Origin of the sequence: Haloarcula salinisoli (assembly GCF_019599405.1) — an archaeon.
Lineage (GTDB): Archaea > Halobacteriota > Halobacteria > Halobacteriales > Haloarculaceae > Haloarcula > Haloarcula salinisoli.
Genome location: NZ_RKLQ01000002.1, coordinates 775697 through 797548, shown reverse-complemented (window position 1 = coordinate 797548; position 21852 = coordinate 775697). Strand labels below are relative to the sequence as shown.

Annotated in this window: 23 protein-coding genes; 10 read left to right on the top strand and 13 right to left on the bottom strand. The window is 64.8% G+C overall.

The genetic code is table 11. The features are described from left to right. Window positions 1–32: 32 nt before the first annotated feature. From EGD98_RS13330 to ahaH, 8 genes are all read right to left on the bottom strand, one after another. On the bottom strand, window positions 33–1448 hold the full coding sequence (locus EGD98_RS13330) for an ATP synthase subunit B (protein ID WP_220588860.1): 1416 nt from the start codon (window positions 1446–1448) through the stop codon (window positions 33–35). After that, complete coding sequence (locus tag EGD98_RS13325; RefSeq protein WP_220588859.1) at window positions 1448–3208, bottom strand: ATP synthase subunit A; 1761 nt, start codon at window positions 3206–3208, stop codon at window positions 1448–1450. Before EGD98_RS13325 ends, EGD98_RS13330 begins: the two co-directional genes overlap by 1 nt. A 2-nt stretch (window positions 3209–3210) precedes the next feature. After that, on the bottom strand, window positions 3211–3537 hold the full coding sequence (locus tag EGD98_RS13320; protein ID WP_220588858.1) for a V-type ATP synthase subunit F: 327 nt from the start codon (window positions 3535–3537) through the stop codon (window positions 3211–3213). Continuing rightward, window positions 3534–4610 carry a V-type ATP synthase subunit C gene (locus EGD98_RS13315; protein WP_220588857.1) on the bottom strand — a complete coding sequence of 359 codons (1077 nt, stop codon included), beginning with the start codon at window positions 4608–4610 and terminating at the stop codon, window positions 3534–3536. Before EGD98_RS13315 ends, EGD98_RS13320 begins: the two co-directional genes overlap by 4 nt. After that, window positions 4607–5191, bottom strand: coding sequence for a V-type ATP synthase subunit E (locus EGD98_RS13310; RefSeq protein WP_220588856.1), 585 nt, complete (start codon window positions 5189–5191; stop codon window positions 4607–4609). The genes EGD98_RS13315 and EGD98_RS13310 overlap by 4 nt, the downstream gene beginning before the upstream one ends. A gap of 21 nt (window positions 5192–5212) precedes the next feature. Then, window positions 5213–5482, bottom strand: coding sequence for a F0F1 ATP synthase subunit C (locus tag EGD98_RS13305; RefSeq protein WP_220588855.1), 270 nt, complete (start codon window positions 5480–5482; stop codon window positions 5213–5215). A 198-nt stretch (window positions 5483–5680) separates the two neighbouring features. Further along, entirely contained in the window at window positions 5681–7942 is a 2262-nt protein-coding gene (locus EGD98_RS13300) for a V-type ATP synthase subunit I (protein ID WP_220588854.1), read from the bottom strand. Further along, entirely contained in the window at window positions 7929–8261 is a 333-nt protein-coding gene (ahaH, locus tag EGD98_RS13295; RefSeq protein WP_220588853.1) for an ATP synthase archaeal subunit H, read from the bottom strand. The genes EGD98_RS13300 and ahaH overlap by 14 nt, the downstream gene beginning before the upstream one ends. 125 nt (window positions 8262–8386) lie before the next feature. On the opposite strand from ahaH, the gene EGD98_RS13290 reads away from it, so the two are divergent. The 3 genes from EGD98_RS13290 to EGD98_RS13280 all read left to right on the top strand — a co-directional run bounded on the left by EGD98_RS13290 (window position 8387) and on the right by EGD98_RS13280 (window position 11729). After that, window positions 8387–9007 (top strand): methyltransferase domain-containing protein, encoded by a 621-nt coding sequence (locus tag EGD98_RS13290; RefSeq protein ID WP_220588852.1) that lies wholly within the window; start codon window positions 8387–8389, stop codon window positions 9005–9007. A gap of 241 nt (window positions 9008–9248) precedes the next feature. Next, complete coding sequence (locus EGD98_RS13285) at window positions 9249–10061, top strand: manganese catalase family protein (protein ID WP_220588851.1); 813 nt, start codon at window positions 9249–9251, stop codon at window positions 10059–10061. 276 nt (window positions 10062–10337) lie between these two features. Further along, window positions 10338–11729, top strand: coding sequence for a signal recognition particle protein Srp54 (locus EGD98_RS13280; protein ID WP_220588850.1), 1392 nt, complete (start codon window positions 10338–10340; stop codon window positions 11727–11729). Between the two features lie 22 nt (window positions 11730–11751). Here the strand turns inward: EGD98_RS13280 and EGD98_RS13275 are convergent, their stop codons facing one another. After that, window positions 11752–12651 carry a CPBP family intramembrane glutamic endopeptidase gene (locus tag EGD98_RS13275; protein WP_220588849.1) on the bottom strand — a complete coding sequence of 300 codons (900 nt, stop codon included), beginning with the start codon at window positions 12649–12651 and terminating at the stop codon, window positions 11752–11754. A 103-nt stretch (window positions 12652–12754) separates the two neighbouring features. Here EGD98_RS13275 and EGD98_RS13270 point away from each other — a divergent pair, with 103 nt between their 5' ends. Together EGD98_RS13270 and EGD98_RS13265 are read left to right on the top strand one after the other, a co-directional pair. Then, window positions 12755–13099, top strand: coding sequence for a helix-turn-helix domain-containing protein (locus EGD98_RS13270; RefSeq protein WP_220588848.1), 345 nt, complete (start codon window positions 12755–12757; stop codon window positions 13097–13099). A gap of 2 nt (window positions 13100–13101) precedes the next feature. Further along, window positions 13102–13443 (top strand): DUF7521 family protein, encoded by a 342-nt coding sequence (locus EGD98_RS13265; protein WP_236039476.1) that lies wholly within the window; start codon window positions 13102–13104, stop codon window positions 13441–13443. A 178-nt stretch (window positions 13444–13621) separates the two neighbouring features. Here EGD98_RS13265 and EGD98_RS13260 read toward each other — a convergent pair whose 3' ends face one another. Then, window positions 13622–13909, bottom strand: coding sequence for a DUF7521 family protein (locus tag EGD98_RS13260; protein WP_220588847.1), 288 nt, complete (start codon window positions 13907–13909; stop codon window positions 13622–13624). A 1-nt stretch (window position 13910) separates the two neighbouring features. Then, complete coding sequence (locus EGD98_RS13255) at window positions 13911–14261, bottom strand: helix-turn-helix domain-containing protein (RefSeq protein ID WP_220588846.1); 351 nt, start codon at window positions 14259–14261, stop codon at window positions 13911–13913. Window positions 14262–14404: 143 nt separating this feature from the next. Between EGD98_RS13255 and EGD98_RS13250 the strand changes: the two genes are divergently transcribed. Then, on the top strand, window positions 14405–16243 hold the full coding sequence (locus EGD98_RS13250) for a bacteriohemerythrin (RefSeq protein ID WP_220588845.1): 1839 nt from the start codon (window positions 14405–14407) through the stop codon (window positions 16241–16243). Window positions 16244–16248: 5 nt separating this feature from the next. Here EGD98_RS13250 and surE read toward each other — a convergent pair whose 3' ends face one another. Further along, on the bottom strand, window positions 16249–17115 hold the full coding sequence (surE, locus tag EGD98_RS13245; protein WP_220588844.1) for a 5'/3'-nucleotidase SurE: 867 nt from the start codon (window positions 17113–17115) through the stop codon (window positions 16249–16251). Between the two features lie 567 nt (window positions 17116–17682). On the opposite strand from surE, the gene EGD98_RS13240 reads away from it, so the two are divergent. The 4 genes from EGD98_RS13240 to EGD98_RS13225 all read left to right on the top strand — a co-directional run bounded on the left by EGD98_RS13240 (window position 17683) and on the right by EGD98_RS13225 (window position 20522). Then, a complete protein-coding gene (locus tag EGD98_RS13240) occupies window positions 17683–18261 on the top strand; it encodes a magnesium transporter (protein ID WP_220588843.1) in 579 nt (192 codons plus the stop codon). 43 nt (window positions 18262–18304) lie between these two features. Next, the gene (locus tag EGD98_RS13235; RefSeq protein ID WP_220589418.1) at window positions 18305–18826 is read left to right on the top strand and encodes a magnesium transporter; all 522 of its coding nucleotides are present in this window, start codon (window positions 18305–18307) and stop codon (window positions 18824–18826) included. Between the two features lie 44 nt (window positions 18827–18870). Continuing rightward, on the top strand, window positions 18871–19929 hold the full coding sequence (locus EGD98_RS13230) for a nucleoside recognition protein (protein ID WP_220588842.1): 1059 nt from the start codon (window positions 18871–18873) through the stop codon (window positions 19927–19929). A gap of 194 nt (window positions 19930–20123) precedes the next feature. Further along, entirely contained in the window at window positions 20124–20522 is a 399-nt protein-coding gene (locus tag EGD98_RS13225; protein WP_220588841.1) for a hypothetical protein, read from the top strand. Between the two features lie 385 nt (window positions 20523–20907). Here EGD98_RS13225 and EGD98_RS13220 read toward each other — a convergent pair whose 3' ends face one another. Then, on the bottom strand, window positions 20908–21798 hold the full coding sequence (locus EGD98_RS13220; protein ID WP_236039474.1) for a CBS domain-containing protein: 891 nt from the start codon (window positions 21796–21798) through the stop codon (window positions 20908–20910). Window positions 21799–21852: the final 54 nt, after the last annotated feature.

Genomic DNA, 21852 nt, shown 5'->3' with positions numbered 1-21852 from the left:
ACGAACCGGAAACGAACAAAAAAACAGCCGCCTCAGTCCGCGGCGACTTCTTCGGCCGTCTCTTCTTCGCGGTAGTGCTCTTCGATGAGCTCCTCGTCGATGCGGTTCAGCGCGTCCTTCGGGAGCATCGAGAGCAGGTCCCAGCCGAGTTCGAGCGTCTCGTCGATGTCGCGGTCGGTGTCGTACCCCTGGTCGACGAACTCCTCCTCGAAGCGGTCCGCGAAGTCCAGATACTTGTTGTCCAGGTCCGACAGCGCCTCGCGACCGACGATGTTCACGAGGTCGCGCAGGTCCTCACCCTCCGCGTAAGCGGCGAATATCTGGTCTTTCACGTCGGCGTGGTCTGCACGGGTCAGGCCCTCGCCGATACCGTCGTCCATCAGCCGCGACAGGCTGGGCAGGACGTTGATCGGCGGCTGGACACCCTGGCTGTTGAGGTCCCTATCGATGTAGATCTGGCCCTCGGTGATGTAGCCGGTCAGGTCCGGAATCGGGTGGGTGTCGTCGTCGCCCGGCATCGTGAGGATGGGAATCTGGGTGACAGAGCCGTCACGACCCTCGATACGGCCGGCCCGCTCGTAGAGCTGGGCCAGGTCCGTGTACATGTATCCGGGGTAGCCACGTCGGCCCGGGACCTCCTCACGTGCGGCACCGATCTCTCGGAGTGCCTCACAGTAGTTGGTCATGTCCGTCAGGATGACCAGGACGTGGTAGTCCTTCTCGAAGGCCAGGTACTCGGCCGTGGTGAGCGCGAGTCGCGGCGTAATCGTCCGCTCGACGGCGGGGTCGTCCGCGAGGTTCATGAAGACGACGGAGCGTTCCAGCGCGCCGGTGCGCTCGAAGTCGTCCATGAACTCGTTTGCCTCCTCGGCCGTGATACCCATCGCGCCGAAGATGACTGCGAACTCCGAGCCCTCGTCGTCGTCGCCTTCCTCTTCTTCCGGCACAGATGCCTGTCGCGCAATCTGGAGCGCCAGGTCGTTGTGGGGCAGGCCCGACGCCGAGAAGATGGGCAGCTTCTGGCCACGGACGAGCGTGTTCATGCCGTCGATAGCCGACACGCCCGTCTGGATGAACTCCTCGGGGTACTCCCGCGAGAAGGGGTTGATAGCTGCGCCGACGATGTCCTGTCGGTCGTCTGGGACGATTTCCGGGCCGCCGTCGATGGGCTGGCCGGTCCCGTCCATGACCCGTCCCAGCAGGTCCTCGGTGACGGGCATCTTCATCGTCTCGCCCAGGAAGCGAACGGAGGCGTCGCGGTCGATACCCTCCGTCCCCTCGAACACCTGGATGGCGACGTGGTCGCTTGCCGATTCGAGCACCTGGCCACGGCGCGTCTCGCCGTCGCCGATCTCGATCTCGACGATCTCGTCGTAGCCGACCGGCTCGTCGGTCTCGACGAACACCAGCGGGCCGCTGATCTCAGTGATTGTCTGATACTCTTTCATTAGTAGAGCTCCCGGAGCTCCGAGGTGATGTCGTCCTCGAGCTCGTCGATGTACTCGTTGTAGTCCTCCTGGACGCCGATACGGTTGAGACGGGGCGCGGCCTCGATGTCGGTGAGTTCCTCGACGGGAACACCGGCGTCGAGCGCCTCGAAGGCCTCGTCGTTGTACGTCTTGATGGCGTCCATGATACGGTACGTCTTCTCGGGTTCGCAGTAGGTGTCGGTCGGGTGGAACGCGTTCTGCTGGAGCCACGCCTCACGCAGATAGCGGGCGATTTCCAGCGTCAGCTGCTGGTCCTCCGGCAGGGCGTCCTTCCCGACGAGCTGGACGATCTCCTGCAGTTCGGCCTCCTCGTCCAGCGTGTCGATGGCCCACTGTCGCGTCTCGGGCCAGTCGTCCCGGACGTTGTCGACGAACCACGGGTCGAGCTGTTCGCGATAGAGCGAGTACGACTCGTTCCAGTTGATAGAGGGGAAGTGCCGACGTTCCGCGAGGTCGGCGTCCAGCGCCCAGAACGTCTTGACGATACGCAGCGTGTTCTGGGTCACCGGCTCCGAGAAGTCCCCGCCGGGCGGGGAGACGGCGCCGATGACGGAGACGGAGCCCTCGGTCCCGTTGATGTTCGTGAAGTAGCCGGCCCGCTCGTAGAACGCCGAGAGGCGCGCCGAGAGGTACGCGGGGTACCCCTCCTCGCCGGGCATCTCCTCGAGTCGCGAGGATATCTCGCGCATGGCCTCGGCCCACCGGGAGGTGGAGTCAGCCATCAGCGCGACGTCGTACCCCATGTCACGGAAGTACTCCGCGATGGTGATACCCGTGTAGACGCAGGACTCTCGTGCTGCGACGGGCATGTTCGACGTGTTCGCGATGAGGCAAGTCCGGTCCATCAGGGCGTTGCCCGTGATGGGGTCTTCCAGTTCCGGGAAGTCCTCGATGACCTCGGTCATCTCGTTGCCGCGCTCGCCACAGCCGACGTAGACGACGATGTCCGCGTCGGCCCACTTGGCGAGCTGGTGCTGGGTGACCGTCTTCCCGGAGCCGAAGGGGCCGGGAATCGCCGCGGTCCCGCCCTTCGCGATGGGGAAGAGGCCGTCGAGCACGCGCTGGCCCGAGATGAGGGGTTCGGTCGGCGTCTCCTTGTCGACGGAGGGCCGCTGCTGGCGCACCGGCCACTCCTGTCGCATCTGAATCTCCTCGCCGGAGTCCAGTTCGACGACCGTCTCCTCGACGGTGAAGCTCCCGGACTCGATGGCGGTGACTTCGCCGCCGTCGGAGTCGGGCGGGACCATCACCTTGTGGTCGATACTGGGCGTCTCGGGGACGATACCGACGATGTCGCCGGGCTCGACCGCGTCGCCTTCCTCGACTTCGGGCTCGAACTCCCAGGTCTTCTCCAGGTCGATACCCGGCGCGTCGACACCGCGGTCGAGATACGCCGAGCCCATCTTCTCCTCGAGGACGTCGAGCGGGCGCTGGACGCCGTCGTAGATGGCGTCGAGCATCCCCGGCCCGAGGTCCACCGACAGGGGCGCGCCGGTCCCTTCGACCGGCTCACCCGGGGAGACCCCGGAGGTCTCCTCGTACACCTGGATGGTGGTGATGTTGCCTTCGATCTCGATGACCTCGCCCATCAGCCCTTCCGAACCGACGTAGACGACGTCGTTCATCCGGGCGTCGAGGTCCCGAGCCGTTACGACCGGTCCCGAGACGCTTTCGATAATACCGTCCTCGCGGACGTCGGATTCTGTTGCTTGACTCATTGTTAGTCCTCGTCCATCAGGTCGATACCGATGGCTCGTTTGATCTGTTCACGCAGCCCGCCGCTGCCAGCGCCCTCGCCGCCGAGGGTGACCAGCACCGGTTCGACGCTCGTCTCGGCGCTCTTGCGAACGCCACGCGAGAGGTGGTCCATGTCGTCGTCGTGCATCACGACGATGCCGACGTCGTCGTCGGAGAGCATCTCCGAGACGGCGTCGTCCAGCTGCTCGTCCTTTGCTTCCGGGGGGATGTCCGCGAACTTGCGAACCCCCGCCAGTCGAAAGCCCGTCGTGAACTCCGGACTCCCGATAACTGCTATCTCCTGGCTCATAGTATCACCAGCTCCTGTTCGATCTCGTCGGGGGAAAGCCCCGCCTCGCGACCGCGGGCGATGGCCCGGATGTTGTCGACCTCGCGCTCCTTGGCGAGGATGTACGACAGCACCGGACAGACCGACAGCGGGTACCGGGTCGACAGCTTGTCGGCGTACTCGAGCAGCGCCGCGTCGAGTGCGCGCTCGAACTCGACCAGGCTCCCGGCGTCCTCCAGTGCGGACAGGGCCGAATCGAGGTCGTCGCCGTACGTGCTGTCACGCACCGCGGCGACCAGGTTGTCCATGTTGCCCGTCAACTGGGTCAGGGACTGCTGGTCGAAGAGTTTGCCGCCCTCGATGTAGTACTCGGCCGGGTCCGTCTCGGCGCCGCTGCGGGCCAGCCGTAGTGCGTTCCGGAGGTTCCGGAAGTCCACCTCGGCCCGCAGGAACTGGACGTACAGCCCGGTCGCGCTGTCGGGCTCCGGGTTGCTCGGCAACCCATCGAGCAGCGTCTCGTAGAAGGCGCGGTCGATAGCGTTCTCCAGGGGCACGAGGACGTCCTGCTCCTCGTACACCTCGTAGGCATCGCCCAGCGACGCACCGAAGATGGTGTCCTCGAGCAAGTCGACGACCTCCTCGATGGAGCCCGCCGACAGCAGTTGGTCGATGCGCTTGTCGCCGAACTCCCCAGCGCGGATGAGGTCGTCCTCGATCTCGCTTTCGTCGGCGCCCGAGTAGAGCCCGCGGATAACCGTCTTGGCGTTCCACGCGTCGAACTTCCGCAGGTAGCGCGCGATGTAGTTGTACAGCGCCCCCTCGGACCACTCCAGCAGGTCGTCGAAGTGTTTCGCGAGGTTGCGGTTCAGCGCGTACTCGACGAGGTCGGAGCCGCTATAGCGGGCCCCGAGTGCGTTCATCTCGGTCTCGTACTCGGTCTCTTCCATGAAGCGAGCGATCTCGCTCGTCCCCATCCGGACCAGCTTGCGGTAGTCGTCGTCGTCGAACAGCGACGCGCGACGGGAGCGGACCCGAGCGATGACGTACTCGTAGTTGCTGCTCCGGCCGCCGGATGCCGCTCTGTAGCTGCTCATTGGTCGTCGAAGAGGCGGTCGCTGATTGCTTTCAGGTTGTTCTCCCAGACCGACTCCAGCACGGAGTCGAACGTGTTGTTCACACGGACGCGGGAGGCCTCGCTCTCGACTACCACGCCGCCGAGACACTCCTGCTCACCGGCGAACGTTGCGTCGTCGTACTCAGTGAGGATATCCTCGATGAGCGACTGGTCCTCGGCGCGACCGTAGACCCGGAGCGTGGCGCCGTCGTCGAACTCGTCGGCGGCGGCGGCAAGCAGTTCGCGGGTCAGCTCCTCGCGGCGGTCGCCCTCGAGGTCGGCGATTGCCTGCTCGACGTCCGCGTGGACGTCTTCGAGCACGTCACGGCGGGCGCCCAGTCGGGCCTGCTTGGCCTCGAGCTTCGCCGAGGAGAGGCGCTGCTCGCGCTCCTGGGAAATTTCGCGCTCGACCTCGGCCTCGCGCTCCTCGCGGATTTCCTCCGCGTCGGCCTCGGCGTCGGCGATAATCTCGTCGGCGCGCTCGTCGGCCTCGGCCCCTATCTCCTCTGCACGCGCGCGGGCCTCGTCTCGGATGTCCTCTACGACTGTTTCAAGGCTCATTGTTGAAAAGGAGGGGATACGTTAGTTAGGAACGACGAAGACGACGACCAGCGCGAGAATGACGAGCGTCTCCGGCAGGACTGTCAGGATGAGTCCACGGCCGAACATGCTGTCGTCCTCCGCGACGGCACCGACTGCGGCGGCACCGATACCTCGCTCCGCGTAGCCCGACCCGAGCGCAGCGAGCCCGACGGCGAGTGCGGCAGCAGCCTTGTTTGGAATCGCTGGTGCGGCAGCGGCGGTACCTTCCTGCAGTACGGCTTGAGTAAGGAATGCGAGTTCGTTGATCATTGTGTTGAAGTCCTCTGTGAAGTTGCTCGTGTCCGAACAGGCGTATGTGACGCCACGGAGTTCATAAAGGTTCCCAAAACACTTCGTCAGAACCCCTTTCTGGCGGTTTAGGCGGGGCTGGCCGTCTGTCAGTGAGCCGGTACCAGTCGTCTCCCTCGGGGAAAATTTCTCGTGTGCGTTAGTGGAATGTATCCGTCGTCAGTCGTCGGTCGTGTAGGTCCGCTCGTAGCCGAACGGACTGTACCGCTTGCCGCCGCCCTCGAAGAACTTCCCGAAGAACTCCACGTACTCGAGACGCACGGCCTGCAGACCCGCGCTCGTGACACCGAGGATGAGCACCAGTGCGTGGCCCAGCACGAGCACCAGCAGGCCGCCGACGACACCGGCGATACCCGAGTGCATCAGGCCGGGGAACATGACGCTGGTGACCTCGTGGCCGTGGTAGGTCCCCTGCTCTAGCATGTAGGCCGGCGAGTGGTTGATACCGAAGTGCCACTCCGGTCCGCTGCTGGTCTCGACGATGTAGACGCCGAAGAACAGGAGGTTGACCACGAACGCCATCCCGGCCTTCGCGAGCAGGACCGCCGCCAGCCGGGTGTAAGAGAGCCCGTTGACGAACACCTGCAGGAAGACGGCCTCGACGAACTCGGCGAAGTCGGCCGTCGCGATGAGTGCGAGACCGATGGCAAACATCACCAGGCCGGCGATACCGACCTCTGCCGGGAAGCCGGCGAAGCCGAGGTGGAACGGGTTCCCGTTGAACACGGCCTCGCTTCCGATGAGGAAGTACGGCTTGCTGCCGGCGGGGAAGTCACTGAAGACCCAGCCCCAGAAGCCAAAGAGCATCAGGAGCCAGGAGCCGCTCTCGGTGATAGCGTCCCAGAGCCCGTGCTGGAGGTTCTTGACGAAGCCCAGCGTCCACCCGATGGCGAGATGGGCCATCCCGGCCAGCACGCTGATGATGAGCCAGCCCAGCGCGTAGTCACCGTACGCGGGCTGGAGCCCCTTGTGGAACGGCGCACCTTCGAACCCGAGCGCCGGCCAGACGACGTTCGAGATGGTGTGCAGCCCGAATATCTCGCCGTACAGGATACCGAACAGCATGGTAAAGCCACCGGCCCACATCGCGACGCCGCCGAGGCTCTTCATGACGTCACCGCTGGCTCTGGAGTACAGCCCGTACCCGAGCAGCGTGTAGACGATACCGTAGCCGAGGTCACCGATCATGAACCCGTAGAACGCCGGGAACGTGAGGAAGAAGAACACCGTCGGGTCGAACTCGCCGTATTTCGGGCGGTTGACGACCTCGACGAGCGCCTCGAAGGGACGGGCCGCGCCGGGGTTGTCCTGGATGACCGGCGGGCTGGAATCGCCCATCGTGACGAGGCCACTGCCTGTCGTGGCGTGGCCCCCGTCCGCGACGGCTTTCTCGGGCTGGTCGTCCGTGTCGTCGGCCGACGGCGTCTCGTCTTCGGCGGCCGCCTCGTCGTGGCCACCCTCGCCCTCGACCTCCTCCTGGGAGTGGACGTGTCCGTCGCTGTCGTAGGCGGCGACCTCGAGCTTCTCGATGTCGATGGCCTCGCCGACGTCCGCGGAGACCTGCTGTTCGAACAGCTCGTACTCCTCGTCGGGAATCCACCCTTCGGCGATGAAGGCGTTCTCCGTCGTCGCGAAGGTCAGCGGTGCTTCGGCCTTCTGGACCTCGATGGAGAGTTTCTCCTCGGCGGCCAGCAGGAAGCCGGCGTAGTCGAGGCGAAGCTCGTCGAGCTCGTTCTCGACCGTGTCGAGCTTCGATTCGAGCTGCTGTTTGCGGTGGTTCAGCTCCTCTAGGTACTCGGTCGGGTCGCCGTCGCCCTCCGGTACCTCGAGCGCGGAGAACGTCGCCCCGACCAGCGCGTCCTGGAGTTCGTCTGCGTCGGCGCGCGCGAAGACGGCGACGACGCCATCCTCACTGAACAGTTCGTAGGTGTCGACGTCGCTGTCCGCGAGGGTCGCGTCGACTTCGTCCGCGTCACCCTCGCCGACCGACACGGCGAGCGTGTCGTAGCCACGGAGCAGGTCCAGGTCGATACCGAGCCGGACGAACGGCTCCATGGTCGAAATTTGGTCTTCGACGTTCCGGAGGTCGTCACGCAGGTCGTCGCGCCGGTCGTCGAGTTCGGTGACCTTCGTTCGGACCTCTTCGAGGTCCTCCTCGAGGGCCTCGTCGGTGACGAGTCGCGTCGGGCCCGCGTCCTCGGCCTCGACGCCGAGGATAGACTCCAGTGCGCGCACGGTGACGAGCTGGTCGGAGGCCTCGTCGGCGCCCTCGACCGGGTCGCCCGGCTCGAAGCCGTCCCAGGCCCCGTCGTACTCGGTGACGTGGAGCATGTCGAGGTCGTGGACCGACTCGACGACGGACTCCATTACGCGTTTCGACCCCGTCACCGAGACGCGACACATCTTCTCAGGTCTGAGCATGTACCGCCTCCTCGAAGAGGTCTGTCACGTAGTCGACCACCTCGGTTTCGCGCCCTTCGGCCTGCTGTTCGAGGTCCTCGCGGGCGTTCTCACCCTCTTCGATGAGGTCCTCGCGCTCGGCCTCGATCTCCTCACGAGCGTCCTCGAGGCGCTCCTGAGCCTCGGCTTCGGCGTCCTCGCGGGCCTGTTCGCGAATCTCGTCGGCCTCCTCCCGGGCCTGGGCGATGGTCTCCTCGCGCTCTTCCTCGGCCTCGGCGACGATATCGTCGGCCTCCTGCTCGGCCTCCTTTATCCGGTCTAGAACTTCTGGCCGTGGCATTCTCTAATCGTCCGAACCTTACCCCAGCGGCTATTTGGTAGTTGCGAAGTTTTCGCGGTATCGAAAGCCATGTCGACGGGGAGGAAAACCGGGGAATTATGTCCAGTAAGGCCCAAGAACCACTAATGGGAGTCCTCGAGAACAAAGCCCGGGCGCGGACGTTCTACAAGTACCTCTCGAAGGTGTACGACGAGATCAATCCGCTCGTCTGGAACGAAGAGATGCGCGACGAGGCTATCGAGATGCTGGACCTCGACGCGGACGACCGCGTTCTGGACGTGGGCTGTGGGACCGGCTTCGCCACCGAAGGGCTGCTCGAACACGTCGACACTATCTACGGGCTCGACCAGAGCCCCCACCAGCTCTCGAGGGCCTTTGAGAAGTTCGGCAAGTTAGGCCGGGTCCGCTACCACATGGGCGACGCCGAGCGGCTGCCGTTCAAGGACGACAGCTTCGACGCCGTCTGGTCGTCGGGCTCCATCGAGTACTGGCCCAACCCCGTCGACGCCCTCGAAGAGGCCCGTCGTATCACGAAACCCGGCGGCAAGGTGCTCATCGTCGGCCCCGACTACCCCAACTCCTCTATCTTCCAGAAGGTGGCCGACGCCATCATGCTGTTCTACGACGAGGAGGAGGCCGACCGGATGTTCCGGGAGGCCGGCTTCGAGGAGTTCGAACACCACATCCAGCAGTCGATGCCGGGCAGTCCGCGGGCGATTACGACGATTGCAGAAGTGCCCGAATAGCGGTCGGCCACGAACGAAGTGAGGGGCCGCTTTTTTCGCCCACGTTTTTGCGGTGAGTGGTGACCGGAGGTCACCCGAACCGGAAAAAGGTGGTCTGGCAGTCGATGCCGGGCAGTCCGCGGGCGATTACGACGATTGCAGAAGTGCCGGAGTAGCTCCACGCCAAAAGGCCACGAAGGCCCACGACTGCCGGTAAATGCAGGCAGATTGCTTTTTCAGCAGCTCTCCCTGTCTACACGTCGTGTTCTACCACGACGACGAACTTCAGTTCGAGGTCGAAGTGGAAGAGCCCGACCCGCAGTTCGCGAAGCTGCTCCAGCAGGCAATCGGCGGCGCCGAGGGCGAGATGCGCGTCGCGCTGCAGTACATGTTCCAGGCCTTCGCCGTCCCCGCCGAGAAGAGAGAGATTCGGCAGTTCCTGATGGAAACCGCCACCGAGGAGCTGGGCCACATCGAGATGCTCGCGACCGCGGTCTCGAAGAACCTCGAAGGGGCCTCCGACGAGGCCCGGGAGGCCGCCCGCGAGGACGCCGTCATCGACGAGATGATGCGCTCTGGCCAGCCACGCCAGGCGCTCTCGGCCGGACTGCACGCGATGCCCGTCGACAGCAACGGCAACCCCTTCACCGGCAACTACGTCGTCGCCTCCGGCAATCTCGCCGCCGACATGTACGCCAACGTCATGGCCGAATCGACCGGTCGACTGCTGGCGACGCGGCTCTACGAGTTCACCGACGACCCCGGGATGAAGGATATGCTGGAGTACCTCATCGCCCGCGATACCATGCACCAGAACCAGTGGCACGCGGCCCTGGAGATGCTGGGTGAACACCGCCCGGTCCCGAACAGCTTCGACCAGGAAAAAGAGAACCAGGAGTACAACTACACGTTCATGTCCACCGCCCGGGAGGAGCGCGAGGAGCCCGACCAGCCCTGGTCCCAGGGTGACGCCCCGGACGGCAAGGGGGAGTTCAGCTACACGCCACAGCAACCCGGCGGCGGCACCCCGGACTTAGACGAGATGATAGACGAGATGTACAACGAAGTGAACTGAGCGGCGCTGTAGCGGGATAGCAATCCGAACACAACGGTTGCGGTGGCCGAGCGCGGCCTCCGGGCCGCGCTGACGGGGGAGGGCAGGCTGTCCTGAGCGAGCATACGGGGAGCGAAGCGAGCCGTTTCACGGGACCGAGCGGAGCGAGGTCCCGCTTTTTTCGCCCACGTTTTTCGAGGAGCGGTTCGAGCGCGCCGGCGGCGCGCCTCGAACCCGACGAAGAAAAAGGTGGGACCGCAGTGCTTTACCCGCGCGGTGCTGTAGGTGGGGCCAACAATGGTACTCGACAATCTCGGAAGTTCTCTCCGGGGAACGCTGGACAACCTCAGGGGGAAGTCCCGCATCTCCGAGGAGGACATCGAGGACATCGTCAAGGAGATTCAGCGGTCGCTGTTGCAGGCCGACGTCGACGTGGCGCTGGTCCAGGAGCTGTCTGACAACATCGAGACCCGCGCCCTGGAGGAGGAACCGCCAGCGGGCACGACACCCCGTGACTGGGTGCTGCGAATCGTCTACGAGGAGCTGGTCGATATGGTCGGGGAATCCACCGACCTCCCCCTCGAAGAGCAGACCATCATGCTCGCGGGCCTGTACGGGTCGGGGAAGACGACCACCGCCGCCAAGATGGCGTGGTGGTTCTCGACGAAGGGGCTGCGGCCGGCCATCATCCAGACCGACACCGACCGCCCCGGCGCCTACGACCAGTCGAAGGAGATGGCCGACCGGGCCGAGGTCGACTTCTACGGTGACCCGGACGAGGACGACCCCGTGAAGATTGCCCGCGACGGGCTCGAAGCGACCGAGGAGGCCGACGTCCGCATCGTGGACACGGCGGGTCGAGACGGCCTGAACGAGGAGCTCATCGAGCAGATCGAACGCATCGAAGCGGAAGTCAAACCGGACCGCAACCTGCTGGTGCTCGACGCCGCGATGGGCCAGAGCGCCAAGAGTCAGGCGGCGGACTTCCAGGAGGCCATCGGCATCGACGGCGTCGTCATCACCAAACTGGACGGGACGGCGAAAGGTGGGGGCGCACTCGCCGCCGTCGACGAGACCGACTCGACCATCGCCTTCCTCGGCTCTGGTGAGACGGTCAAGGACATCGAGCGCTTCGAGCCGTCGGGCTTTATCTCTCGGCTGCTCGGGATGGGTGACCTGAAACAGCTCACCGAGCGCGTCGAGCGGGCGATGCAGGAGACGGGCGACGAGGAAGAGGACTGGGACCCCGAGCAGATGCTGGAGGGGTCGTTCACCCTGAAGGACATGCGCAAGCAGATGGAGACGATGAACAACATGGGGCCGCTCGACCAGGTGATGGACATGATTCCGGGGATGGGCGGCGGGCTGATGGACCAGCTGCCCGACGACGCGATGGACGTCACCCAGGAGCGGATGCGCGATTTCGACGTCATCATGGATTCGATGACCGAGGAGGAACTGGAGAATCCCCGCATCATCGGCCAGTCCCGCACCGAGCGCATCTGTGCCGGCTCCGGGAAACCCGAAGAACGCGTGCGCGAACTACTCGAACAGCACAAGCAGATGTCCCAGATGTTGAAGCAGTTCCAGGGGATGGGCGACGGCGACATGGAGCGGATGATGAAACAGATGCAGCAGGGCGAGGGCGGCGGCGGGATGGGCGGCATGGGCGGTATGGGGCCGTTCTGAGAGCGGTCTCTCGAGACAGGTTTCAGTCGTCGCTCCCGAACGTCGACGACGGTTGGGCTGTCGGCTCGTCGCCGCGCTGGTTCGCCCACGTCGGCTCTACCGGGGCCTCGCTGGAGAGTGTCGTTCGGCCGTAACGACCGAGCAGAACGAGCGCGACCACCCAGTACACGGCGGCGAGCAGCCCTTCGTAGGGGACTGCAACGGTGTTCGCTCCCTCGACCAGCATCGGTGGGACGTTCACTGCGGCGTTGTGCGTGCCGTGCATGACGACAGCACCCAGAAGCTGTCCCCGAGAACTGTTGTAGTACCACGTCAAGACGACAGCGAACGCCAGGATACCCAGCACGTACAGCACCGGATTCTCGCTGTAGACGCCGAAGACGAACATCGGCGCGTGCCATATTGCCCAGACGACGCCGATGAGGAGGCTGGCCGTCAGTGCATCGTAGCGTGCTTGGAGATGGGGGAGCGCAAAGCCTCGCCAGCCGAACTCCTCCTGGCCGCCCCCCAGAAGGCTGGCAAAGACCAGATTGAATCCGAGGAGCGCAGCCACTTCCGGACCCGCTGTGAGATCGAGCGAACCGGTGAGTCCGACGAGGGTCCCGAGAAGCACCACGCTGACGATGAGTGGGACAGCGACGGCGACGGCGTACCACCGGGCCGAGCGCCGCCAGGCGAGTGCGCCGACCAGCCACTGTCTGGCGGACTCACCGCGGAGCATCGTCACTGTGGCTGCTGCGACCAGCGGGCCGAACGCTCCGGGGACGATCGCGAGCAGCCGGACGTTGCCGTGGGGGAGCACCGAGAGTGTCGGTATCCAGACGGTCCAGGAGGTCGCGATGGCGAGAGTGAAAAACAGTGCAACCGGACGGCGCTCTGCAAACAGTGCGAGCCGTGAGGAGTCGGTATCGCTGGATGGCATCACCGGAACAGATGGAGGCCTGGTAAATGCGGTGCCAGGCAGCGCTTCAGTCGCTGAAGTAGCCGACAGCCATTTATCATGTTTCTCCGTCTACCCCGCTACAGTGAGTGCTGACCCTGATATCGAGACGCTCGCTGGGCTCCTCGAAGACGAGACCGTGCGGGTCATCCTCACTGAGACAAGCGACCAACCAATGTCTGCTAGCACACTCGAACAGCGATGTGACGTGTCGGGCCCGACTATCTATCGCCGTCTCGAACGCCTGCAGGCGTGTGATCTCGTGGTCGAACAGACGCGGCCGGACCCCGACGGCGGCCACCACCGGAAACTGTATGCCGCGAACCTCGAGCGGGTGACGGTCGACCTGGTGGACGGACAGTTCGAACTCACCATCGACCGGCATGCGGACATGGCAGACCGGTTCACGAGACTCATCGAGGGGATATAGCGATGCAGGAAACACTGATGCTCGTCTGGTCGCCCGGACACCCGATGACCATCGGTCCCTTCGAGAGTACGACGTTGCTGTTGCGCAATCTCTACGAGATGGTCGGCGCTGTGCTGGGCCTGTTTATCGCCTATCAGGCGTACCGGGGGTACCGGCGAAACGATAGCCGACCGATGTTGTTCATCGCCCTTGGGTTCGGCATCATGCTCGGTCCCCCTGTCCTGCTGTTCGGCCTGATACTCGTGGTCCCATCGATGTCCGAGGTAGCCGTCCAGTTGCTCATCCAGACGTTCGAGATCGCTGGCCTGCTCAGTATCATCTACGCACTGCGGATGGACGTCTGAGGGTGCCCGGTTTGTATACGTGTCCGGACCCCGAACCGACCGCGTGCACCAGTCACCGCACACGTCCGAACGCGTGGTAGCGGGAGACAGCGTTGTCGGGCGTGAGATGAGAGGCGGAACCGAATGCAACAGGGCGAAGGCGGCGGCATGGGGCCGTTCTGAGGCGGCGAGCGTTCGTTTACTCTCTCCGGGCGAGGACGATGGCGTACAGTATCAGACACATCCCGACGAGGTTCGTCAACGAGCTGGCGAGGCCGACCATCCGGGCGCTGGCGCTGGAGAAAAAAGCCACTACCACAATGACGACCAAACTAACGACGGTCATCGTCGCGATACCACCGCCCAGAAACAGCATCGCTCGACTCCGGTTCCGTCGGTACCCCTGGAAAGCGAGTCCGGTGATGGCGAGACCGACGAGGAGTTCCAGGACGCTAACGACCTCGGCGATTGCCTGAGGCTCCACCATCTCAGAGCCCCTCCCAGAGGTCGGTAAAGGCGTCGGCGTACTCGGCTGTCGAACTGTCCGTTCGGAGGCTCACTTCGAACTGGCCATCGTCCAGCGAGACGAGCAGTTCGTCTAGCTGGGCCTCGTATCGTTTGCGGTGGTCGCCGTCGGGGTCGGGGACGACCTCGGCGTCGACGAGGCCACAGCCTTCGAGCTGTTCGAGTCTGCGGTATACGGTCGAGAGCGACATCTCACACTGGTCGCTGAGAGCTGGTGCGGTCATTGGTTCGTGGCTGGTGGCCGCGAGTAGCGAGCGTGCGTACTCGTCGTCGAGGAGGGCGAACACGTCAGCGGGGTCACAGTCGTCGGCCACGCCGCATCGTTGACAGGCTGGTACAAAAAACGTCCACGAGCGTTCGCTGGGCCAGCGAACGCGGGGCGCGTAGAGCGGGCCGACTTTTCAGTCGCTGGGAATACCCGGCCGTATTTATCAGGTGAAATTGCCAAGCATATTCTATGGCCGAGTCGGACGGTGAGTTCATCGAGTGGAGCGACGAGCGGTACAGTACACAGATCGACCGCTTCGACGAGCAGCACAAACACCTGTTCGGGCTCCTGAACGACCTGCACGTGGCCATCGAGGCGGGCCACTCCGAGGCAGTAGTGGGGGATATCTTGGAGGAGCTGGAGCGGTACACCGAGTACCATTTCGGCGACGAGGAGGAGTTCATGCAGGACTGCGGGTACGCGATGGACTGTGCGAACTGCTTTTACGACCACAAGGACTTCCACGAGGAGTTCGTCGAGACAGTCGGGGAGTTCCGCGAGCGCCACGAGAACGGCGAGCCGATAACGACGGACGTACTGGAGTTCACGAAGGAGTGGCTGGACGCCCACATCGCCGGTCCCGACATCGACCAGAAGTACAGCCAGTACTACCAGGAGGAGGTGCCCGACGATTACGAGTACCAGCCCGGCAAGCTAAACGAGAGCCGAGAGGGCGAGCGGACCTACGCGGCCGAGGACACGGAGGTGGAACTCGAGAGCGACGTCTACGTCGGCGGGACGGTATCCATACCGAAAGGGACGGTCGCGGACTGGTTCGCACGGCAGGTCGACCGCCACGGCGACCGGCCGGCCGCGTACGTCCCGACGGGCGACGGATACGAACCACAGACGTTCCGTGAGCTGTACAGGCAGGCGTGGCGGGTCGCCGCCGGCCTGCTGGACGCCGGCGTCGAGCCCGGGACGACGCTCGGTATCTGTGCTCGCCCCTCGTACCGCTGGTCGATCGTCGATATCGCCTGCCACCTCGCGGGCGTCGTCTCCGTCCCCATCCACGCGGGCCAGACAGACGAACGAACGGTCACGGTCGAGGCCACCACGGACATCGAGACGGTCGTCGTCGACGGCACCGCGAGCGAGGCCGTCAGGGCAGGCCCACAGCGGGTGTTCGACATCAGCGACTTGCCCGCCGGCAACCGCGACAACCTCCCGGGATTCGACGCGGACCCCGACGACGTGGCGACCATCGTCTCCCCGCCCGGGGCGGAGATGGGGACGGTCGAATGTGCGGTCACACACCGGAACCTGCTGGCCGCGGCCGCGATGCTTTCCGAACAGTTCCCGGCCACGCGCGGGTCGACCGGGACTGCCGTACTGCCGCAGTCGCGTATCTTCCATCGGGCAACGACGTACTACCTCTGGAACCGAGGGGCAGCGGCGGCGTACATCCCGGCGGACGACATCGTCGGCGGGCTCGAAGCCGTGGAACCGGACGTCCTTATCGGGTCCCCGGAACTGTACGACCACCTCCGGTCGGAGCTGGAGGCGTCGATAGCGGAGCTGGGCGGGCTGAAACGGCGGCTGGCCGACGGCGCTGCGATCGACAGGGGAGAGGCCGTCCAGAACGGGAACACGGGTTCGCTGACGGATTCCGCGGCGGCACGTGTCGTGTTCGGGCCGCTCAGAGAGTCGTTCGGGCTCGGGAACCTCGACCACGCGCTGTCGGGGACCGATCCGCTCGACCCGGAGACGGCAAAGTTCCTCTGGGGCGTCGGTGTCCCGGTCAGTCAGGTCTTCGGGACGACGGAGCTCACGGGCGTCGGCTGTGTCAACGAGTACGGCGCCGAGCAGCTGACGGCACTGGGCGAACCGCTCCCCGGGACCGAGGTCGCTGTCACCGACGACGGTGCCGTCGCCTTCCGTGGCGACCACGTCGTCGAGCGCTACTGGGAGACGAGCGACGTCGCGACGGCGGCGACGACCGGCGAGTGGTACGTGACCGGCAAGGCCGGACGGTTCGACGACGAGAGTCGGCTCCGACGGCGCGACCCCGTCGAGGCGACGAAGTAGTCGGGCTACCGGTTGCGTTTGCGGGCCGCCTCGCTCTCGTTGAACGCACCGACCATCCCTTCGAGTGCGTCTGACTCGACGCCCACGGCGGGCGCCGTCAGCGGCGAGAGACTCACCGCGCCGTCGACGATGGCCCGGCGGTCGCTCCCTTCGGGGTAGCGCTCTGCCAGGTCGGCCTCGCCGTCGAAGGGGTTCTCCCACCCCGCGGTGTCCGGCCAGACGACGTCACGCAGCGCGATGTCGCCGACGGTCCCCTGGGTCGCCTGGTCGTCGACGTCGGTCTCCGTGTCGTGTTCGACCTGCAGGTCGTAGTCGTGGTATGGCTCGGTCAGCCGTATCTCGGGGTCGGCCACGTCGACGGGGACGTTCAGGTTCAGGAAGTCCGCCGTGTCGAAGATGTCACCCGACAGCGCCCGGGTGACGACCTCGGTCATGACCCGGGCCGGGCGGTCGAAGTCGTAGTCGTCTGCGGGGTGGACGAAGAAATCCTCACAGTGGTACGCCGACACCGCGACGGCTGGCGTGCCCAGAAAGCCCGCTTCGACGCAGGCCCCGACCGTGCCCGAGCGACCGACGACGTAGTTGCCGGCGTTTGGCCCGTGGTTGCAGCCCGAGACCACGAGGTCGAACGACTCGTCGAGCCCCCGGAGTCCGTACGCCGCGCAGTCGGCGGGCGTCCCGTCCAGGGCGTACCCCCACGGGTGGCTCTCGCGAGCGGTGCGGTGGCTGCGGGTCCGCCCGACACCGCTCTGGTTCTCCATGGGCGCGACCACCGTCACGTCCGCGACCGCCCGAAGTTCCTCGTAACAGCTCGCCAACCCCGGCGCGTCGATGCCGTCGTCGTTCGTCAGTAGCACCCGTGGCTCCGTCATTAGGGGTATGTGGGGGTCAGCCCGTGTGAACACTTCGGTCCCTAGCAACCAGAGTGGTTACTGATGTGAACAGCGGAGTCACTGCCGGCGTATACAGCCAGAAAGCCCCGGCCAGTTACACTCCCGCGACTCGCTATGGTCCTCGCTCACTACGTTCGCTGTGGTCCTTGCGTCGTCGGGGTTCGTGTAGCAAGCGGGGTCGGCTCTGCCGACCTCGTTAAGCGTGGCGGCGTAGCCGCCACGCAGCCGCCCCTTTCAGTCCCACCCATGCCGGCTGGTCAAACAGCGCCGGGTGGGACTGAAAGGGGCGACTCGTTCGGCGAAGGCGGGCGACGTAAGGACCACAGCGAACACCGTGAGCGAGGACCGCAACGAGCCCCCCGAGCCGAACGAGTCGGGGCTTTCTGGCTGTTCACACTGCCGGTAGGCGTCGCCAACGTCACAGTCGCTAGCGGGGCTTTCTGACGCTCGGTCGCAGTAGCACTCACGAAGAAAAGAAAATCAGTCACACAGATTGCAGCGCCAAAGACGGGTGCTTTTTGCGACTGGACACGCTGGAGTGTCCTAATGACCGTCCGCGAGGTGGCCCAGCAGGCCTACCGGGAGTCACTGCCCGTGTTGGCACTCAGTGCGGTCGGCGGCCTCTTCGCTGGCGTCGTTCTGGGTGGGATGGACGCCGAACTGGAGCAGGTGGCGGGGCTGCTCGTGCTGGTGCCGGCGCTGCTGGCGACCCGAGGGAACGTCTACGGCTCGCTGGGGGCGCGGCTGGGGTCGGCGTTACATCAGGGGCTGGTCGACCCGACCTTTTCGACGGACGACGAACGGGTGAACGCGGCGGTGGCGGCGGCACTGGCCAACGGCGTCATGGTTAGCGTCATCGCGGCGTTCCTGGCGGTCGCGTTGCTGGGGGCGCTTGGGCGGCCGTCGGCGTCGCTGTCGACGCTGGTCGCCATCGCCCTGCTCGCGGGGCTCATCTCCGGAATTTTGCTGACCATCGCGGTCGTCTCGGTCGTCTTCGTCGGCTACCGTCGCGGCCTGAACCCCGACACGCTGGCGGGCCCGGTGGTGACGACGACCGGCGACGTCGTCGGCATCGCGACGCTGCTCGTGGCGACCCGTATCGTCCTCGCGCTGGGAGGTGGGTAGTGTGGCGGCGTCGGCGTGGACGGTCCGGGGTATCGTCCGCCGGATGCTGCCAGTCCTCGTCGTCCTCACCGCGATCGAACTGGGCAGTGGCATCGTCCTCGATACGTTCGAATCGACGCTGCTGCGCTACCCGACACTGCTCGTGCTCGTGCCGGTCACCATCGGGATGGCCGGCAATCTGGGGAGTATCCTCGCGGCGCGGTTCTCGACGGCCCTGCATCTGGGCCTGCTCTCCTTTAGCCCCGACGACGACCGACTCGTGGGCAACGCCGTCGCCACCATCGCGCTGGCGGTCACCGTCTTCCCGCTCGTGGGCGCCGGCGCGTGGCTGTTGCAGTCCCTGCTCGGCGGGACCCGGCTCTCGCTGCCGACGGTCGTCGCGGTCGCGCTCCTCAGCGGCGTCGTGCTGGCGGCCCTGGCTATCGCCGTCACCATCATAACGACCTACGCCGCCTACCGGTTCGAACTGGACCCCGACGACGTGGTCATCCCCGTCGTCACCAACGTCTGTGACGTGCTGGGCGTGCTGGTGCTGTTTGGCGCGGTGCGGCTGGTGGTGGGCTGACGCCGACCGACGAGCCTTTGCTTGTCGTGGCCCGACCATCGACCGTGCAGTCAGCCGTCGCCGCCCTGTCACATCCGGTCGTCGGCCTGCTCGCCGAGGTGTTCCTGCGGGTCCTGCGAATCGCTATCTTCCTCTCGATAGGCGTCTTCCTCGCGAACCTCGCGGTGTCGTTCGGTCTCGTCGAGAAGATAGCCGTCGTCTCGCAGTATCTCACCGGCCCGGCGAACCTCCCCGACGAGGTCGGCACCGCCATCCTGACGACGACGGCCTCGCCGACGGCGGGCTACGGGATGCTCGCGGACTTCCGCGAGTCGGGCGTGCTCGACGACCGCGCGACGCTGGTCGCGGTGACCATCAACACGTTCTTCGGCTTCGCCCAGCACATCGTCACCTTCTACGTCCCGATTCTGATTCCCATCCTCGGGGCCCGCGTCGGCGTCCTCTACGTCACGACTCGGGGCCTGGTCGCGCTCGCCATCACGCTGACCGGCATCGTCGCCGGTGCGGTCCTGCTCGATAGCTCGAACGTCGACCGGAGGGCGGTGGCCGCGACGCCGGATGGCGGCGCCGAACCGCATACGGACGCCAGTACGGCCAGCGACGAGCCGGGCGAGGACGAACCCGAGACAAATCTGGAGCGAGTTCTCGAAGCGCTCTTCGAGACCGGCGAGAAACTCCGCGAGATTCTCCCGCGGCTGGCCGGTATCTACGTCGTCGTCGCCCTGCTGGTCGCGTACTCCGAGGAAATCATGGCCTATCTCGGCGGCTCCGGGCAGGCGCTGACGGCGGCCGCCGACGGCCTGACCGGCCTGCTCGGGCTGCCCGGCGCAGCGGTCCCGGTCGTCGCCGCCTTCGCGCTGGATACCACCTCCGGCGCAGTCGTCATCGCGCCACTCATCGAGAACGGTACCTTCACCGCCCGGACGGCGGTCGCGACGATGCTCGTCGGCGGCATCGTCTCCTTCGCCGTCTCGACGTTCAAACGCTCCATCCCGTTCCAGTACGGCATCTGGGGCCGGGAGTTCGGGTCGAAGGTCATCGCCGTCAACACGGGGCTGAAAATCGGCTGGATTGCCCTGGCGCTCGTGGTTCTGTTGGTCTGAGGGCTGGCTAATAGAGATTTAAACCACTATTGTTTCAGTTTCAAGCGGAGATAGTGGAAGTATGTCCGATTAGTCCCTGGTAGTTATACCTGGTTGCTATTTTAGGCGTTAGAACCAATTATTCAATTCATTTATGATAATTTCACTTTCACCCGTAGACACACCATTAATCAGGAACAGAGCGATTACAGAGTATGGCTAAGTCCCTTTCCGAAACAAACACGGGGGAAAAACTCCAATTAGAACTTACAAATCTTGAGCATCAGTATCAGCCTGAAAGGCTTGAGGGGTTGCCGATTAAGGCTTTAGAAGGAAAAGCGAGATTGGCAGTAGACAGATATGAAGAAATCATTAGTGGATTCCCCAGAAGAGATGGGCTCAAAGGCCCTTGGAGGGCACTTGCGCACGGGGATATCGATGAGTCGCTTTCTCCCCTAACGCAAGAACAACAGAAGTGTGCTTTTGACACCCTTGAGCGCTGTATAGATAATATCACTGAAGTTGCCACGAAACGGGAAGACAAGCAACGTACAGAAGAATCGGAGTTGATTAGCGTAGATTCTTTGGAATCGATTATTTCTCTGAGATTCTGACACAAGCGTCTTCTACTGCACGACCATTAGGAGAAGATTAGTAGCCCGACGACAACCAGCCAGAAAGCCCCGGCCGGTTCCGGTCGGGAGACTCGATGTCGTTCGAAAGAGCGCACTGCGCTCTTGAACCACGCTCCTCACTCACTTCGTTCGTTACGGTGCTTACATCGTCCACTTTCCCGGAGCCAGCCGCCCTTTTCAGTCCGCCCGTAGCCGGTTGGCCAGCCAACATGGGTGGGACTGAAAGGGGCCGCGCTATCGGCGAACCCCGGCGACGCAAGCACGCAACGCGAGCGCAGCGAGTCGTGGGAGCCGATAGCGCGGGGGCTTTCTGGCTGTACTCTACGTTAGCGCCAAAACAAGCAGTACTGGCCAAATCCACCACTCATGCAGAGTCCGGAATCGGGTCGGAGATGACCACCGCGTCGCCCTCGACGACACAGTTGCCGTCGCCGTCGTCGACAGCGGTCGCCAGCCGGAAGCGGTTCTCCTTGAGCTGTTCGACGACCTCACAGTGGGCGGTGACGCGGTCGCCGATGTCCACGGGCCCGCGGTAGGAGAGTTCCTGCGAGAGGTAGATGGTCAGCCCCGGGAGCCGGGCCAGGGCGGCGCTGATGATGCCCGAGACCAGCGTCCCGTGGGCGATGCGGCGGCCGAAGCGACTCCCCTCGGCGAACTCCGCGTCCAGGTGGAGCCGGTTCGTGTCGCCGCTTACCTCGGCGAAGCGCTCGATGTCGTTCTCCGAGAGCGTCTTCGAGAAGCGGACGTGGTCGCCCACGTCGATGCCGTCGGCGACACCGTAGCTGTCGAACTCCCAGTCGTCGTCCTCGTAGAGCGTGTCGGGGCGGGTAAAGCGGCGGCGCTCGGGGTGGGGCTCGCGGGAGAGTTCCGGACGGGTGATATGGGGGACGTATCGGGAGATATCCGTCGTCGTCACGATACCCACGAGTTCGCCGTCCTCGACGACCGGGAGCTTCTTGATGCCGTGGGTGCGCAGTCGGTCGACGGCGACTTCCAGGTTGGCGTCGGGCGAGATGGTCACCAGCGCCGTCGCCATCACGTCCGCGACGGTCAGCTTTCGCGTGTCGCCCTCCTCGGCGGTGACGGCGACGATGTCGCTCTCGGTGATGATGCCGACCGACTCCCCGTTGCGCTCGACGACGAGCGAGCCGATGCCCTCGTCGCGGAGTCGCGTCGCGGCCTCGACGATGGGACTCCCGGGCGTGATAGTGCTTGCGGGCGTCTGCATGACCTCTCTGACGTGCAGGGCGAGCATCGACTGGCTTCTCTCAGGCCAGTGTCATAACTCCCCGCCCGAAAGGTTGTGTAG